Source organism: Rhodovastum atsumiense, from assembly GCF_937425535.1.
Taxonomy (GTDB): domain Bacteria; phylum Pseudomonadota; class Alphaproteobacteria; order Acetobacterales; family Acetobacteraceae; genus Rhodovastum; species Rhodovastum atsumiense.
This window is the reverse complement of sequence record NZ_OW485604.1, coordinates 17003-33807: the sequence shown is the minus strand read 5'-3', so window position 1 is coordinate 33807 and position 16805 is coordinate 17003. Positions and strand designations below refer to the sequence as shown.

Genomic DNA, 16805 nt, shown 5'->3' with positions numbered 1-16805 from the left:
GATCCACCGTTGGAGCGGAGCCAGCGACGGCGTCACAATGGTGCCTCGATGCCATTGGCCGCAAGGAGATCCAGCAATGTCTTGATGCGGCGCTGGAGTGCGTCATTGATGCCAATTAGGGTTGCGTTCTGCATTTCGAGGTTCTCGGCTCTCGTTCTCGCCTCCGCGGCGTCAGCCTCGACCTCCTTCAAACGGTTTCCTTTGGCGGCGTGGCGCTTCTGTATATTGGCGAGGGCCGTCAGGTAACGCTTCGTGAGGTCCGGATACTTGCCAACCAACTCTTTGTCGATGTTCGGATCAGACCAGGGGCGAAGGTCGCCGTCGGGACCCATCCACGCGCGGAGTGCCGTCCTGTCCTTGGGAACCGACTGACCCCCGGGAACGCCCTCCCGCGCCCACCGCTCCAGGATGGCAACCTTGGCTTCGAAGGACTTCATGACCGCCTTGGCCTTCTCGGCGGGCGTCTCGTTGCGTTCCAGCATGGTCATAGCCTCTGATGGCCGCGCACGGCTTGCCTCGCACCCCCGAGCTTGGCTTGGTATGCTTCCAGGCGAGCCTTCGCGGCCACTCGGAACGTCTCGTTAGGGGACTTCACGGCTGCTGCCTCAGCCTCATCGACTTTCCGGTTCATGACCGCGACGTTCTCGCTGAAGGCAATGCCGTGTCGGCATCCATAGCAGTCCTCGGCGGATGCGAAGGCGAAGTCGGGCCGCACGCTGTCGGTGATTCCGGTTTCCCGAGCCTTGTTCTGGAGGCAGACTGCGTGAGTCAAGTCGGTTGGGGTGTGTGGCTTGCAGCGGCAGTGGGCGTGCTTGCCGGAATGCGGTTCGATGTACAGGGCGGGCGCATGTTTGCGCAGTTGTGTAATCAGAGCCTCACGCTCTTCGTTCGGAGAAATGTTCGAACGTCCCTTGATCCTAATGCTGCGGCGGGCCTTTGCGACCATATCCTCCAGTTCGTCGTAGAGGGTCGCAGCCCCTTGCCCAATCGGGGTCTCGTCACCGTCATACACTTCCAATGTGCGGATGACGAAGTGCTCCTGGCGGACCTCCTCATGTTCCTGGGCAAGCTCAGCGAGGCTTGTTGCCGCTGCACGAGCCTCCGTCAGAATGGGATCGCTCGTGGCTGTTTCGCCTTCGGCGATGGCCTGGCGGCTCCTCGCCTCAATCACCTCGCGCAGGCGCATGAGGGCACCGTGCAGGACTTCGGTGATGTAGCGCAGGGTCATTTCCGGGTCGTAGTGCCGGAGAAAACGGCTCAAGGCGTCTAAATTGGAGAAGCGGTTGCCGTGATAGTAATAGATTGAAAATCCACGACGTAGCTGGTGCGCACTAAAATGCCAAATATTCCCATCATCATCTTTCCGCGCACCAACTAATTCAGCGAACTCGTTGAGGGTGGCTGCGAGCTTCGCTCGAAGGTAACTTCTTTTATCAACGTCTTTATCGCTCGAAGTGACGCTCGGACGGTAAATCGCGGTCAGCCAGTTTGTGCCGTCCCGCTCCCGAGCCGTCTCGCTCAACTCCTCCAGAAGTTGTACGGCCACAGCGACCATCGCGGGAATTGGAATCTCCGCGTTGTCTCGGATTGTCTTTTCGATATAGCTCGTCATGAGCCAGTTTCCGGAGCCGGACGGGTCCTTGTAGGCGCACCCTGCCTGAAGGCTGTCCAACTCTCCACCGCGCCGTGCCGAGAAACCCCCTATGAGGACGAGGCAGGCCGTGACGACATGGCCCAACGCATCATCCAGCGTCATGCCTTCAAAATCACCACGCCTTCCGGGCCGTCCGTGACGTTTCCACCGCGGCGCGATCCGAGGCGCACCAGGGTGTTCAGCGGTGAGGTTTGTGTCAATGATGGCCAGAACATCCGCCGTGAACCGCTCTTCCCGCCGCGGCGTAAACCATGGCGTCGGGTAGATCTCGATTTGCTTTTCACGTGCCAATCTACAGATCTTTGTGATGGGTTCGGAGTAGTCCATGACCCATCGGGCCGCACCGTCAAGCAGACGTAACCAATGTTCTGGACCTGGTGTTCCGGTGCGTCCGCCGTTCTTTCCTTCGCCAGCATCTGGTTTTGGCTTTCTTGCTATCTGCTTCACCCTGGCGGTGAGGGAAATCTCCTTGAACGGATCGAAAGTGAGCGGGTCGTGGGGCAGCAAGCCGACGGAGGAGCAGTAGTGAAACCTCCGCCATGACGACAGGACACGCGAAACGGAGCCGGAAGCCAGTCCCTCATCATCGGTGGAATAAGCGTCTGCGCTCTCAGGGTCCAGGTCAGCTTCACGTCCCATTCCAAAGACAAGCTCAGGAGCGGTGCTTTCTATGAGGTCCATGAGGCGCTGCCTAATCTCACCGTACAGCGCCTGGCGGCTGACCCCGAGTTCTGTTGCCAACGCTACAACGTCGATCTGCCGTTTTTTCCATTTACTGACCGGCCACGTCCATTCTCCCTCGCGAAGCCGTTTTTCCAAGTGCACAATCCGGTTCTCGATGGGAACCAGGGCCAATCTGCCATCTTGCAGCCTGTCGCAAAAGTGGTCGAACAGCGACAGGCTGAGTCGCTGGAACTGCGGCACGCCGAGTGCGAGGCGCCACCGGACAAACCATAAGAAATGGCTCAACCACGACTGAACTGCCCTGGCGCCGTTGGCGCTGAGGTACTGTCCGCGAAGAGTTTCGATAGCAACGACTTTGCCCGACAGGAGATCGCTGGCCCGTGAGGCGTCCGTAAGGAGAAGCCGCTCTGCGACCGGCTGGCCGAAGTCGAGGGGGAAGTCCGTGACGCGGACCTTTTCTGGGTCTTCGGTTCGGGCAATCCAATAGTTATGGCGAAGGTCCGCTGCTGGACCTTCAAACACGAGATCTGATTCGGCATCAGGCTTACTTGCTACGAGCCATGTCGGTTTAGCGTAACCGCCGAGAACTCGGTCGTGGTCAGCGCGGGAGAAGATCGCGGTCATTTCAGTCATCCAGGCAAGGCAGCGCGGCTTCGCCTGCCCGCAGGGCTGCTGACGCGATACGCGCAGCGCGCCAGTAACGGGGACCAAGATGCTTGCTGAACACATCTCGGCCAATGGCCTTTGTAAGCGCAAGCAGGGGGAGGTAGTCCTTTCGAAAGCGCGCCCTGTTTGGATAGTGCGCCTGCATTTGCCGTAACTTGCGATGAATCATGTAGAGGTCGGCCAAGCGCTCTGCGGTTGGCGCGAAGTGCAGGACGTCGGTTACCCGGTCGTCATCTTGATCCTGGACAAGTCCCAAGGCGGCAGTGATCCCAGCCTGGTCGGCCACGCGACGCATGCGCTCCAGATCAGACACCGTCTTGCCGAGCTTCCGCGCCACCATCTCCTGATCCAAGTCGCGCGTTACGATGCCCTCCATCGCTTCTTGGAACTGGCGAATGTTGGCATCCAGTTCCGCGTTAATCGTCGGGGTGTTCAGATAGTGGGGCTGAAGTATCTTGGAACTGGCATGGCCTGCGGTAGCCTTGGTGGCCGCAAAGGAACCAGTGTCATTGCGCTTTAACGGCGTGAATGTGCTGCGGATGGCTTCCAGCGTGAAGCCGGGGCGCGCGAGCACCGAACTCTCCGGGTAAATTTGATTGCAAGCCAGGCGCCGCGTTTCTGAGTTGTAAGTCCTCGCTCCCCTGATGTTGCTGAAAATCCAGAACGAGTTTCCGAACAAGCGCTCGGAGTGGGATCCGAACTCTGCCCTGAGCGCGTCGGCCATTCGCCCATATCGGTCCAAAAGGTCAGCAGCCGTGATGTCGTTCTCGTCGACGGGAATTCGGTTCAGACAAGCGTAGCCGTTGCCCTGCTGATTGGGGTCATAGGCTTCGACCTGGCAGTTCCAGTGCTCGGTCGCGGTTTCGAGCTTGTGCCCGTCGAGGTCGCTGCGTTCGCCAAGATACCCAAGGACATGGTGGCCAGCCCGGTTCTTGAAGCCGTCGATGAAGGACTGCTCAGCGATGTAGATGTTCTTTGCGGAACGAAAGACGTAGGGGTTTCGAGGGAGGTCGCGAGCCGGTTGTAGGTTCCACCCGGTGTCGCACAGCAGCACGCCAAGCGCGCCGATCATGCCTGGCGGCGACGGCCCGAAAGCACTTAGGTACGGGCTGAATATCTTGAAGCGCCCTCCCCATACGTCGGACAGGTCAAAGCCGCCCGCGCGGCGCCACACGTCCGGGTCTTTCGGTAAAGCGTCGCGCACATTGCGGCTCAGCCTGAATGACCCGGTCTTCTGTATCCCAGCGCGGAAGCATAGGAGGCCGTCGCGGATCATTTCCCGCGCCGCCGGTTCGCTGTCCGGTCCGGGCGGATCCCCTCGTAGAAGGCTCTGCCCGAAAAGGAACAGGCGCTCGTAGAAGAGAAAGTACTTGACGAACTCCGCTCGCGTCATGTCGAGCGCGCGGCGCTCCCGGTCGTAACCCTGACTTCCCTCAAGCTCCGGCCACTTGGCAGCACCCAGGCTTGGAGTCGTGCCATACTCTGGCGCGCCGGGCTTGATCCAGTGGCGCCGGAAGTTCTGCGGGATGCCACAGAAGCCCTGGTCCCTCAACGCTTCCAGCCCGAACCGTGCCGCGGCGACGTAATCGATGCGGGTGCCTTTTGCTACGTTGATGTCGCAGGTCAGGTAGGCGTCGCGCCATTCACTTATGGCATCGGCGAACGCCCTCTCATGCCCCATAGCGTCTGGAATATTTTCCTTTCCATCCGCATCCGTATCGCCATGGAAGAAGTGATGGACGCGCCCGCCAGGAGACATCGGATCGCATCGGGCAAGCCATTCTAAGAATGGAACAACGCCATACCTCTGTTTGTATGGCAAGGCGTAGACCGCGCGAACCAGCGTCTGATCGTAACTTTCCTCCCATGCCGCCGCCGCTGCGGCACCCGTCGCATCACCCACTGCCCACTCGCCTGCCAGTTGTGGTGGTTGAGCGTCAGCGATGCCCGACCAGCCTTCCTTTATCGAAGGCGTTATGAACTTGAGTAGACTCCGCGTCAACCCTATGACTCATTCATGCAGCGGCCGATTAAATGTGCGAAAAGGCCTCGGCAAGACGGTCGAGGCCGGCATGGTGCTGAAGGAATACCTGCTGCGCGGCATGGCCGAGCGCATGCTGATCCTAACGCCGGCCTCGCTGGTCGGGCAGTGGCGCGAGGAGATGGCGCGGAAATTCGGCATCGACTGCGCCACCACGCACGATCCGCTGCTGCGCAGCGACCCCGCCGCCTTCTGGGCGCAGCCGCGGGTAATCGCCTCGATCGCCGCCGCGCGCCGGCGCGAACACGCAGCCCTGCTGGCCGGGCGCAGCTTCGACGTGGTGGTGGTGGACGAGGCGCATCACCTGCGCGACCAGGCGAGCGCCAGCTACCGGCTGGTGAACGCGCTGCAGAAGCGTTTCCTGCTGCTGCTGTCGGCAACGCCCGTGCAGAACAACCTGATCGAGCTCTACAACCTGCTGACGCTGCTGCAGCCGGGCATCTTCCGCACGCCGAAGGACTTCCGCGCCGCCTACATGGTCCCCGGCAAGCCGCGCGAGCCGGCCAATCGCGGCCGGCTGCGCGATCTGATGCGCGGCGTGATGGTGCGCAACACCCGCGCGCTTGCGGCACTGCGCCTGCCGCGGCGGCACGCCGCCACCATCCGCGCCGAGCCCGATGCCGCCGAGGCCGCCTGCTACCGCGACCTTACCGGGCTTGCCCGCGCGGCCGCCGGGGACAGACACGCACGGCTCGCAGTGCAGCACCTGCTATCGGCCGCCGGCTCGTCGCCGGCCGCGGTGGCGACGGCGGTGGCGCGCTTCGCCGAACGTCATCCCGAGCAGCCGGCCTGGGCCGCCCTCCACGCCCGCTACCAGGCGATCGCCGCCGGCGCCAAGCAGGCGGCACTGCAGAAACTGCTGGCACAGAACCCCGCCGAGAAGAAGATGGTGTTCGTCCACCATCGGGACAGCATGACCCATCTCGCCGACCTGCTACGGCGGCAGGGCATGGCGCCGCTGGTGTTCGACGGCAGCCTCACCGGCGCCGAGAAGGACCAGGTGGTGGCGGAGTTCCGGGACTCGGGAAAACTCCTGCTGTGCAGCGAGTCCGGCGGCGAGGGCCGCAACCTGCAATTCTGCAACACCCTGGTAAACTTCGACATCCCCTGGAACCCTATGGCGATCGAGCAGCGCATCGGGCGCATCGATCGCATCGGCCAGACCCGCGAGGTATTTGTCTTCAATTTGGTGACCGCCGGTACCATCGAGGACGCCATGCTCCGCATCCTCGACGAAAAGATTAACATGTTCGAGCTGGTGGTCGGCGAGGTCGGCGCCATCCTCGGCGAGATCGAGGACCAGCAGGACTTTTCCAGCATGGTGCTAGACGCTTGGCTGCAGGTTACGGAGGACGCGCGCGCCACCGCCTTCGGCGCGTTGGAAGGGCAGTTGCTGGCGGCGCGGCGGCAGTACGAAGGAGCGAAAGCGCTGGACGAAGCGCTGTTCGGGAACGACCTCGATGCCGCTTGAGGACGGCCGGATGCATCGTTTCGTCGCCGGCCTGCTGGCGGCGGAAGGCGCATTGGTCGAGCCGATCGCGCCGGACGGCATGGAGGCGCTGGTGCCACCCCCGCTGCAACAGGCGCTGGGCGTGGGCGAGTTGTGCCGGTTCGGCTTCGGCGCCACCCTGCCTACCGGCGCCGAACGCGTGGGAATCGAAAGCGACTGGCTCGGCCGGTTCGGCCGGGTGATCGGCGAGCGGGGCCGCTGGCACCGGCGGGTCCTCGATGCGGGAACCCGCAAGGCCCCCGACGCCGGACGCCTGCTGGAGCAGGAACTCGCGTTGGAAAACGCCACCTGGCGCCTGCTCGACATGGCCCCGGCCTGGACCCGTTACCTGATCCCGGCGTTCCGCTTCACCGCGCTTTCCGACGAGAAGCGGGAGGGCACGCAGCGCTTGGCGATCAACCTGGCAACCGGTGCGATGCCGGACGCCCTGCTCGACCGCATGCTGCCCTGGCCGAGCGAGGACGAGCCTACTGCCCTGCCCGCGGACGCCGCGCTTCCGCCCGACTGGGAGCGGGCGCGGGTCATCGAACGCCTGCGCGCCGCCCTGCCCTGGCGGATCGATGCGGCCCTGGCGCCGTTCGTCGCGGGGCTGCGCCGGCGGCTCGGCCGCGACCTCAACCGCCTGCACGGCTACCACAACGACCTGCACCGCGAGGCGGCGCAACGCGCGGCACAATTATCGACCGGCGATCCCGGGCGGCAGCGCGAGACCCTGCGCATGGCCGCGATCGCCCAGGACTACCGCGCCAAGGTGGACGACCTCGCCCACAAATACGCGCTGCGGCTGACGGTGGAGTGGGTGCAGACTCTGGAATTGGTGATGCCGGTGCACCGGCTAACCGTGCAGATCCGGCGCCGCAAGGCCGAGCGGGTGATGGCGCTGGACTGGAACTCCATCGCCCGCCGGCTGGAACCGCCCCCGGATGAGGCGGGCTGGTCGGCGGAACGGCCGCGCCTGGTGTGCGACGACGCGCTGCACTTGGTGGCCGCGGCCGGACTTGCGCCCTGCACGACCTGTGGCCGCGCCTATTGTCGGGCCTGCCACCCGCAACAATGCCCAAAATGCGGCGGGAAGACGGCGCCGTCCTCGGCTTCCCCCATGCAATGAATCGGGCGCGGCGCCGGCTGTCAGGAGGTGCGCGCTACCAGCCGTGTTCGCTGACGCTCGCGGTTGGCAAGATAGGATTGCGCGATCTGCCGGAGCAACGGGCACGACACTTCGCCGTAGATTATGGTCCCCGGCGGACGGCCTGGAATCGGTCGTATGTCCGGACCTGGCCAGACGAAGGCATTGCCTTCGGTGGTGACGATCCAGGATGGCAGGTCGTCCAGGCCGAGCCGGCGCTTTTCGGCCATCGGAAAGGCAACGGCATCCGCCGGATCGGCCGGGGGCGTATGAGTGATGGCCAGGACCAGGACCTGAGTGTGCCCCTCGCTGACCTGCACCGCGAGCGCCAGCACCAGGGCGGGCCGGTCCTTCCGCCCTTCTTCCCGCCCGGCGGCATTCTCATCGGCCCAGAGGTAGGCGTAGCGGATGACACTGCCCGGCGGCGGTGGCGCGCTGGGGGTCATGCGCCGTCGTGCGCCAACCTCTCAATTTCGGGCAGGAACTGATCGGGCGTGTCGACGGCGCGGAATGCCAGCTGGTCGCGCTGCTTGAGCCGCTGGTATTCTTCGACGGACAGAAGCACGGTGCGCGGGCGGCCATTCTTGGTCACCATCACGGGACGCGCGAGGGCAATGTCGCTGTAGTGGGAGAACTGGCGAACCAGTTCGCCTGCTGTGGTCACGACGGGATCGCCTGTCGACATCCGTAGCCTCCAAACCCACTGATCTCACGCAAAATACATGAAATGCATGTTTTGCGCAAGGCAGCCTTCAGGCGTGATAACCCTGCATTATCGCGGGTGATGGGGGAGTGCCTTTTTTGGGGATTTTATAAATTTAACAACAGCTTGTTGCACTCCTGCAGCGGCTCACATCAGAGAACCGGGGTAGGAGCGTAGGCTTGTTCGACGCACTCAGGATCATTGGCGATGGCCCGGAGATAGCTGCGGGCCGCCAGACCCGGCTCTCGCCGGCCCGCCTCCCAGTTCCGCACGCTCTCCACATCCAGACCATAACGGGTGGCAAACTGCTCCCGGGTCAGGCGCAGACGTGTCCGCAGGGCGCGGATGTCGGGGAGCGTGGGCGGATCCAGAGGAGCCGCCGCAATGCCGGCCTCGGTCAGTTCAGTCGCCAGGGCAGCACGGTCCTCGACCGTCGGCAGGTCCACGAAGGCGCGCCCGGTCATGAGCAATTCCTCCATCGCCCGCTTCGCGCGCAGCAGCGACAGCCCACGCCGAGCCAGGGCGAGCGCCCCGTCAATCGTCTTGGGCGTCGCGCGGTTCTGAGGCAGGCGCAGGACGAAGACAGCGGGTAAACCGGAGGACATCCGGTCGACGGCCCGGATTGGCCCCAGTCGTGCGAAGCGCTCCCTCAACGACGAGTCCATCGAAATCCATCCTTTCCATCACCGTCCATGCCAGCACCTTGAGATTTGCTGCTCTGACCCCGTTTCCTCAGGCGTCCTGCACGTGAACGCCGTGGAGGATCAGGGTGAAACCGGCCATCTCCGGCTTCGGCCATGAACCGAAGCGTGCCTACCGGGCTCTGCACGGTGATCGTGACCACCGGATCGGACGTCAGGTCGTTCACCAGCTCGAACGAAAGATCCTCAGGGCTCCACACCTGAGCAAGGTGGTCCAATGAACCACTATTCTCAAGGCCGCTGCACAGGTGGCCATTGCAATCGGGGCTGAAGGCCTTGGCCGCACTGGGCTTATACCAATGCCCGTTGGTCGGAACCTATCGGCGCAGTGGGATGACGGCGTTCCTGGCAGCCGCCCCAGGGCCATCGGTTCCGATCTCTGAACATTGGTATTAGACCCAGTCAGCAGCCTTCTCACCTGTATCATACCGCCCTGCTGATGAACTGATTTTTTAATGCGGGAGGCTGTTGGGGTGTGATGCTCTTCGTCCGGTTACGAGGGAGCCCCCGATGGCAAGGCAAGCGCTGGAAATCCGGACCGACTTGCACACGGCTGATGCTCTGCGACGCATGGCGCGTCAGGAGCAAGACCGGCGCGCGGCGATGCGGATGCTGGCGTTGGCCAATGCCATGGAGGGGATGACACGGGCTGAAGCGGCGCGGCTGGCCGGAATGGAGCGGCAGGCGTTGCGGGATGCGGTGATCCGCTACAACGCCGAGGGTCTGTCCGGACTACATGACCGCCCCAAACCGGGTCGGACACCGACGCTGACGGAAGGTGAGCAGGCGACCTTGCGCGCCGTGATCCTGCGTGGCCCCGATCCTGCCTGCGATGGTGGCGGTGACTGGACGTTGCCGATGCTGTGCCGCTGGATGGAAGACCATTTCGGCAAAACCATGCATCCGGACAACCTCTCGCGCGTGGTGCGGCGGCTCGACCTGTCGCGCCAGAAGACGCGCCCGCGGCATCCGAAAGCAGACGAGGCAGCGCAGGCTGCCTTCAAAAAGGGGGGCTGCGCGATGCCGTAACCGAGGTCGCGCAGGCCCATCCGGACCGACGGATCGAAGTATGGTTCATGGACGAAGCCAGAGTCGGCCAAAAGGGCCGCACCGGCCATCGCTGGTGGTTGCGGGGCGAGCGTCCACGCGGGCTGTGCGACCGGCGCTTCGAATCCACCTATATTTTTGGCGCTGTCCGTCCCGCCACCGGCGACGGTCTCGCTCTGGTCCTCCCCACCGTCTCGACCGAGACCATGCAGATTTTCCTCGACGAGTTCGCGGCACGCCTTGCCGCCGATGCGCAGGCCGTACTGGTGCTCGACGGTGCGGGTTGGCATGCCTCCAGCGATCTTGTAGTGCCTGACCGGGTCAGCCTGGTGATGTTGCCTCCATACGCGCCCGAACTAAACCCGGTCGAGCGTGTGTGGCTCTATCTGCGAGAACGATTTCTCTCGCATTGCGTGTTCGCCACCTACGACGACATTGTCCAGGCTTGCGCTGACGCTTGGTGCGCGCTCACCCCCGACACGCTCAGGTCGCTCACCGCCTATCCGTGGCTCAAAGAGATCAGTTCATAGGCAGGGCGGTATCAGACACCTCGTTCGGCGGTGGCCCGGCCACCTTCGCTCGGATGTAACCATTGTGACGACCTCACCTACGAAAGTCGCGTGCGCGCGGAGATGATAGGTGCCGTTCCTGTTTGAAGGAGGGTACGGCGATGGACGGGATGGCAAGGGATAGTGGTCTGGCGAGCCGGGTGAGCGCAGGGGGCGGGCGCCGGCAGTGGTCGGCAGCGCAAAAGGCGGCGATTGTAGCGGAGAGCTATGCGGCCGGTGTGCGGGTGTCGGAGGTTGCGGCCCGGCATGGTGTGAACGAAAGCCTTGTGTTCACCTGGCGGCGGCAGGCGAGGACTTCGCAAGCGATGGGAGCGAGCGAAAAAGCAAGCGAGGAATTGCCGTCCCCACCAGCGTCGTTTGTACCGGTGATGCTCTGCGATGACGTAGCTGTGGATCAGCGGCTTCAGCGGGCGGCCGGCAGCATTGAGATTGCGGTGGCGGATGTGAGCATCCGGGTCACGGTGGGCGCGGATGCGGCGACGCTGGCGATGGTGTTGGCGGCGGTGCGAGGGGTAGGTTGATTGCGCCACGAGCTGGGCTGCGGGTGTGGATGGCGACGCGGCCGGTGGATTTCCGAAAGGGGGTGCACGGCTTGGCCGCGTTGGTAGCGGATGTACTGTGCGCTGATCCATATGGCGGCGATATTTTCGTATTCCGCTCGAGGCGAAACGATCGCATCAAGCTGCTGGCGTGGGACGGAAACGGAATGGTATTGGCGACGAAGTGGCTGGAAAACGGACGATTCGCCTGGCCACCGATCCAGGACGGCGCAATGAGCTTGTCTGCGACCCAGCTGGCGTTGTTGTTGGACGGGCTGTCGTGGTCGCACGCGGTGGCGGCCCCTGTCAGACGGCCTGTCTGGCCGTCTGGGACCAGAAATCCCTCTGGTACGACCGCGGCCACGCTGGTATAGGTTGGCTATGCCGCTGCGCCGCGAAGATCTCCCCACCGATCCCGACCAGCTTATCGCGCTGGCCCTGGAACTCGCGGCGGAGAACGAGCGGCTGCGCGCAGCGCTGAAGACGATCAACACCCTGCATTTTGGCACGAAATCCGAGCGGCTGGTGGTCGTCGTGGACGGGCAGATGACGCTGGGTCTCGGCGACCTGGCCACCGACGCGAGTCCACCGCCACCGCCGGCCAACGACGCTGGCACGGCAAAGCCGAAGGCGTCGGCCAGACCTTCGCACAAACCGGCACGCCGCAACATCGGTGCCCTGCCCACGCACCTGCCACGGTGTGAGCGGGTGATCGAGCCGGACAATACCAGATGCCCGTGCTGCAGCGGCCGGATGCACCGCATCGGTGAATGTGCGACCGAGGAACTCGACATCGTGCCGGCGATCCTGCGGGTGCTGCGCACGGTGCGGCCGAAATATGGCTGCCGTGCCTGCGAGAGCGCCGTGGTGCAGGCGCCGGCTCCCTCGCGGCTGATCACCGCCGGCATGGCCTCCACGGCCCTGATCTCCTGGGTCGTGGTCTCCCGCTTCGCCTGGGCCATGCCGCTCAACCGACAGACCCGGATGCTCGCCAGCTACGGGATCGCGCTCGACTGCTCGACCCTGGTGCACTGGGTCGATCGCGCCGCCTGGTGGCTTGAGGGCTTGTATGACCTGCAGCTGAAGACGATCCACAGCTTCCAGCATGTCTTTTGTGACGAAACCCCATTGCCGGTGCTCGAGAAAGGACGTCGCCGGACGCGCAAGTGCCAGCTGTGGGCGCACGCGGTGGACGACGGGCCCTGGCAGGGACCGGCGCCGCCGGCGGTGGCCTACGTGTTCAGCACCGGACGCAACACCGAGGCGATCGCCACCCAACTCGGGGATGACTTCACCGGCATCCTGCAGGTCGACGGCTATGGCGCCTACAAGGCGTTGGTGAAGCGCACCCGGCGCGGCAAGATCCGGCTTGCCTTCTGTCTCGCGCACGCGCGTCGGAAGTTCGTGGCCGTGCACAAGACCACGCAGTCGACAGCCGCCGCAGAGATCCTCGTCGAGATCGCCGCGATCTATGCCATCGAGAAGCGCATTCGGGGCGGCACGGCCGACCAGCGACTGGCGGTGCGCCAAGCTGAGAGCAAGCCGCTGATGGCAGCGCTGAAGCGCCGGCTGACCGAATTGCTCGCGGAAATCTCGGTGAAATCGACGCTGGCAGCGGCGATCCGCTACACGCTGAGGCACTGGGACGGCCTGACGTTGTTTCTCGAAGACGGCCGCGTGGAAGCCGACAGTAATACTGTGGAACGTTCGATGCGGATCATCGGCCAGGGCCGGCACAGTTCGCTCTTTGCGGGATCGGAACGCGGCGGACGCACCTGGGCGATCCTGACATCGCTGCTGAATACGTGCCGGCTGAACGACGTCGATCCGCTGACCTGGCTGACCGACGTGCTGGAGCGCATCGTCTCTGGCCGCACCAAGAGCCATCAACTGCACGAGTTGCTGGTCTGGAACTGGAAGGCCGCCCGCATGCCTCAGTCGTTGCAGGAAGCAGCATGACACGCCGATCGACCAAGCCGGTGCCGTCATCGGCCACCGCCAGCGTGGCTCGTCCGCCCATGCCGCTCGACGAACTCGACCGCTGGCTGCGTACACCCCGTCCGCGAACCCCCATCGCCGACGGCCTGGCCATGCTCGACGGCTTTCTCACCGCCATCGTCGTTGGCCCGGTCACCTATGAACCGCTCGGCTGGATCTGCCCGCTGCTCGGCGTCAGCAAGAACGCGTATTGCCACGGCGACACGCCGGAGTTCGCCGCCATCGCCGCTGTCGCCAAATACCACAATGCGCTGGCCGCCACGCTGAGCGAGACGCCGGACCAGTTCACGCCGCGGTTCGACCGGAGCGAATCGGGTGCGGTTGATGTCGGGCCCTGGTGCCGCGGCTTCCATGCCGCCATCCAGCTCAATCCGAAATACTGGCGCCCCCTGCTGCCCGCACGGCGGCAGGCCCATCTCTGGCTGATCCCTATCCTCGCCCACTGCACCGACCCCGACGGCCGCCCGGTCCCGGGGGCCCCACCTCCGGGACCACTGACCGAACTGGCCCGCTTCGACGCCCATCGCAACATCCCGTCCGCCGTCGTCGCCATGCGCGAATTCTGGGCGCCCACCCGCTACGGCCGCTGACCACCGGGCGTGCGGAGTACGCAACCGCCGCACCCTCACCTCAGCAGCCGCGCGCCTGCGCCAGCACTCCGCTACCTGCTGCGTCTCCAATCATCGTCCGCGCCCCCGCCAGTCTCGCCGCGCGCGCGTGACAGCGCCAGGTGATCAGGTCGCAATGGTTACGCTCGGATTGGACTTGCCTCGGTTCGGTAGCTCTTCCGCAGAAGGCGTGGTGGCGAGCCGATGAGTGGCTTGGTGCCGAAAAGGAAGTGGCTTGATTGGAGAAAGATGTTGCCCTCAACGGGAGCATTTCGGTGGCACGCTGAGCGAATCGTTGCCGCAAAGAGATGCCAATCCCGACTTCCACTCTTCCTGCGGAAGAGCCGGTTTGGTGGACACCTGACCTCTTGAGGACGAGGTGCTCCGATGCCGAAGAGTCATCTACCCCCCGGGATTTCGGCGCCAAATGGTCGAGGTGGCAGCCGTGTGCGGGAAATCATCCCGGATCGTGTCCCGCCCCGTGGTGCAGAGGCGTCCAGTGATGGGCGTCTCTACCGCGATCATGATACCGCGTCGGTCTCGTTTCCAACTACCTGGAACCACCCACAGTCACAGTGCCCCCGCCAGATGGCACACCCTAGAGCCCCGCCTCTGGAAGCCTGTTAGCGTTGCAGGCGGCAGCGAATCGGGAGCGTGGGTGCCGAGTGGCCGTCCATCCTGTGTCGTGACGCGGGAATCAGTGGCTTGGCTGGATCCGTCCACAGACCAAGTCAGGCCAAGGCACGAAAATCCAAGGATTAGCCTGGTTTCCCGCCAGACGGCACGCCCAGCCTGTGGATAGCATCCGGACAGGCTCGTTGTTCACAGCCTAAGTGTGCCTTCTGGCGGGAGAAAAGCGTGCCTTCTGGCGGGGATGCCCAAATGCGAGATACGAACAGAATCAGTGGTTTCGTCCAGGTTATCCCGTGCCATCTTGTGGGGACATCTCAAGTACAGAGTCTAATAGCTTAACAAATAGCTCCTCCCCCCAGAAGGCACACTTCCCTGGAGGCACGCCGTCGTGGCAACGTCACGGCCCATGAACAACGTCCACCGCCTCATCACCGAATGCGGCCGCCAAGGCGCCTTGGATTTCGGCATCAAGGCGGAAGTCATCCACGCGGCCGCGAGTTACCTGAGCGATGAGGAAGGGGGGACCGGGTTCCTCTACTCGGGCTGGTGCCAAGCCGCACTGCCGCACAAGAAGCTCGCCGATGGAGACGATTGGCAGGTTGAAGCCGGGAACGTCACCCTCATCGTCGAGGCCGGCGTACGACCTGGCCCGGGAGGAAAGCCGATCTCCGTGGGCGTACCCTACGGTAGCCGGGCGCGCCTCATCTTGCTCTACCTGCAGTCTGAGGCCCTGCGCACAAGCTGCCCTGAAGTCGAACTCGGGAAGTCCCTGCGGGCCTGGATGGCACGCATCGGGGTACCAATCGGCGGCTCCAACGCAGCGCTACTGCGGGAGCAGGCCGAGCGCATTAGCCGCTGCCGACTCACGTTCCACGTCGCCCGGGGCGACAAGGTCGGCATGCTCAGCCAGACCATCGTCGACGCGGCGCTGTTCGAGCGCGCCGACGGCAAGCGCTCTGGCTTCGCAGAGCGGGCAAGGCTGTCGGACGGGTTCTTCGCGCAACTCAAAGACCATTCGGTGCCACTGGACGAAGCAGCGATCCGCGCCATCGCAAACAACAGCCAAGCGATCGACATCTACGCCTGGCTCGCCTACCGCCTGCACCACTTAACTAAGGCCACGCCGATGAGTTGGGCGGCCGCGAAGAAGCAGTTCGGGCTAGCGGTGAAACGGATGGATCACTTCCGCGAGAAGTTCATCCCCAATCTCGAGTTAAGCCTTGCGGTCTACCCAGACGCCAAGGTTGACATCACGCCGACCGGGCTAGTGCTGCACCCATCTAGGCCCCCAGTCGAGCCGCGGAAGTTGCTGAGAACCGCTTGAAGCGGTCAACGACTCCCGCCAGATGGCACACCGTGGGTTGGTGTCCCGCTAGACGGCACACCCGATTTCGACAGGTGAGACCAGTCGATTCTCCGCACAAAGCGTGCCTTCTGGCGGGACTCGAGCAGCAGAAGCTGCTGACGCTAGCTGGAGGACTGAGCATGCAAAATTGGTTCCCCCACGCTTCCCGTGCTGTCGTTTCGGCCTCATGCGGCATATAGGACCCGGGCACGCAGGAGTTCGAAACCTGCGTATCCATACATTATCCGCTTGATGAGCTTGATGCGGTTCACCTGCCCTTCGACGGGACTGGTGGTCCACAACAGATCGGCGCCTGGCGACGGCAACTACCGCGGCAAGGGTCGGCACCATCTTCAGCAGTCTCGCAACGAGTACCCGGTCGGCCTGCTCCAGCACCTCGGCATCAGTCATCAGCACCTGCACGACGCGGCGGCCGGACGGCGGTTGCCTTGCCATGGTTGGCCGGTCGCGGTCACAGGCACCCGGGCGGGAACAGGGGCGGTTTGCCACCGCTGCCTGGCCCAGGTCCGCACCATGGATGCGGCGCCCTATAATACCAGAAAGCCTCGATCGTGTCCCGCCCCGTGGTGTAGGAGGCCGTTGACCGGCCTGCTGGAGCGACCGCCCCGAGTCTGGCGCAGGCAGGCCGGTCAGCGGCCACCGCGCATGCGCTGTCAATCGGCGTCGAAAAGGGGCTCTTCCGTGCTTTCGGTGCAACCGGGTTGGATGCTTCTGGTGCAGTTCCCACATATGGCAGGCATCTTTGGAGTTCCAAACCTACAAGTTGTTCTCTCTTCTCCCGTTTTTTCTGCCGAGGCTTTCCATCCGCCAGGTTCTGCTCACTCCTGACGGCATCACCATCCAGGCTGACGTGAAGTCGGCATCCGCGCCGTGCCCTGACTGCGGCAGGCGGTCGAGACGACGGTACAGCCACTATCACCGCACCCTGGCCGATTTGCCGCTTCAGGACCGCGTTCGCGG

The 16805-nt window shown here is 63.9% G+C and carries 15 protein-coding genes and 1 pseudogene; 9 read left to right on the top strand and 7 right to left on the bottom strand.

Annotated elements, in window-relative coordinates:
* Positions 1 to 32 precede the first annotated feature (32 nt).
* Genes NBY65_RS31060 through NBY65_RS31050 form a run of 3 tightly spaced genes read right to left on the bottom strand, consistent with a single transcriptional unit; the run spans position 33 to position 4907 of the window.
* Positions 33 to 482, bottom strand: coding sequence for a hypothetical protein (locus NBY65_RS31060; protein WP_150045223.1), 450 nt, complete (start codon positions 480 to 482; stop codon positions 33 to 35).
* Between the two features lie 2 nt (positions 483 to 484).
* Positions 485 to 2962 (bottom strand): site-specific integrase, encoded by a 2478-nt coding sequence (locus tag NBY65_RS31055; protein WP_150045222.1) that lies wholly within the window; start codon positions 2960 to 2962, stop codon positions 485 to 487.
* A gap of 1 nt (position 2963) precedes the next feature.
* On the bottom strand, positions 2964 to 4907 hold the full coding sequence (locus NBY65_RS31050; RefSeq protein ID WP_150045221.1) for a hypothetical protein: 1944 nt from the start codon (positions 4905 to 4907) through the stop codon (positions 2964 to 2966).
* Positions 4908 to 5040: 133 nt separating this feature from the next.
* Between NBY65_RS31050 and NBY65_RS31045 the strand changes: the two genes are divergently transcribed.
* Together NBY65_RS31045 and NBY65_RS31040 are read left to right on the top strand one after the other, a co-directional pair.
* Positions 5041 to 6516 carry a DEAD/DEAH box helicase gene (locus NBY65_RS31045; protein WP_162530859.1) on the top strand — a complete coding sequence of 492 codons (1476 nt, stop codon included), beginning with the start codon at positions 5041 to 5043 and terminating at the stop codon, positions 6514 to 6516.
* Positions 6506 to 7663, top strand: coding sequence for a hypothetical protein (locus NBY65_RS31040; protein WP_150045219.1), 1158 nt, complete (start codon positions 6506 to 6508; stop codon positions 7661 to 7663). Before NBY65_RS31045 ends, NBY65_RS31040 begins: the two co-directional genes overlap by 11 nt.
* A gap of 20 nt (positions 7664 to 7683) precedes the next feature.
* Here the strand turns inward: NBY65_RS31040 and NBY65_RS31035 are convergent, their stop codons facing one another.
* From NBY65_RS31035 to NBY65_RS31025, 3 genes are all read right to left on the bottom strand, one after another.
* Entirely contained in the window at positions 7684 to 8127 is a 444-nt protein-coding gene (locus NBY65_RS31035) for a hypothetical protein (protein WP_150045218.1), read from the bottom strand.
* Positions 8124 to 8366 (bottom strand): type II toxin-antitoxin system prevent-host-death family antitoxin, encoded by a 243-nt coding sequence (locus NBY65_RS31030; RefSeq protein WP_150045217.1) that lies wholly within the window; start codon positions 8364 to 8366, stop codon positions 8124 to 8126. Before NBY65_RS31030 ends, NBY65_RS31035 begins: the two co-directional genes overlap by 4 nt.
* A gap of 170 nt (positions 8367 to 8536) precedes the next feature.
* Positions 8537 to 9049 carry a helix-turn-helix domain-containing protein gene (locus NBY65_RS31025; RefSeq protein ID WP_150045216.1) on the bottom strand — a complete coding sequence of 171 codons (513 nt, stop codon included), beginning with the start codon at positions 9047 to 9049 and terminating at the stop codon, positions 8537 to 8539.
* 546 nt (positions 9050 to 9595) lie between these two features.
* Between NBY65_RS31025 and NBY65_RS31020 the strand changes: the two genes are divergently transcribed.
* From NBY65_RS31020 to NBY65_RS30990, 7 genes are all read left to right on the top strand, one after another.
* Positions 9596 to 10114 (top strand): IS630 family transposase, encoded by a 519-nt coding sequence (locus NBY65_RS31020; RefSeq protein WP_250266014.1) that lies wholly within the window; start codon positions 9596 to 9598, stop codon positions 10112 to 10114.
* Positions 10099 to 10662 carry an IS630 family transposase gene (locus NBY65_RS31015; protein WP_408904194.1) on the top strand — a complete coding sequence of 188 codons (564 nt, stop codon included), beginning with the start codon at positions 10099 to 10101 and terminating at the stop codon, positions 10660 to 10662. The genes NBY65_RS31020 and NBY65_RS31015 overlap by 16 nt, the downstream gene beginning before the upstream one ends.
* A 140-nt stretch (positions 10663 to 10802) precedes the next feature.
* Positions 10803 to 11222, top strand: a complete 420-nt coding sequence (tnpA, locus tag NBY65_RS31010; RefSeq protein WP_150045235.1) for an IS66-like element accessory protein TnpA — start codon at positions 10803 to 10805, stop codon at positions 11220 to 11222.
* Between the two features lie 29 nt (positions 11223 to 11251).
* Positions 11252 to 11614, top strand: a complete 363-nt coding sequence (tnpB, locus tag NBY65_RS31005; RefSeq protein WP_239003176.1) for an IS66 family insertion sequence element accessory protein TnpB — start codon at positions 11252 to 11254, stop codon at positions 11612 to 11614.
* Between the two features lie 7 nt (positions 11615 to 11621).
* Entirely contained in the window at positions 11622 to 13199 is a 1578-nt protein-coding gene (gene tnpC, locus NBY65_RS31000; RefSeq protein WP_250266011.1) for an IS66 family transposase, read from the top strand.
* A complete protein-coding gene (locus NBY65_RS30995; RefSeq protein WP_203330776.1) occupies positions 13196 to 13828 on the top strand; it encodes a UPF0149 family protein in 633 nt (210 codons plus the stop codon). Before tnpC ends, NBY65_RS30995 begins: the two co-directional genes overlap by 4 nt.
* Before the next feature lie 1057 nt (positions 13829 to 14885).
* Positions 14886 to 15803 (top strand): replication protein RepA, encoded by a 918-nt coding sequence (locus NBY65_RS30990; protein ID WP_150045795.1) that lies wholly within the window; start codon positions 14886 to 14888, stop codon positions 15801 to 15803.
* 206 nt (positions 15804 to 16009) lie between these two features.
* Here NBY65_RS30990 and NBY65_RS34215 read toward each other — a convergent pair.
* A pseudogene (locus NBY65_RS34215) lies at positions 16010 to 16123 on the bottom strand (transposase); the annotation flags it as partial.
* Positions 16124 to 16805 lie beyond the last annotated feature (682 nt).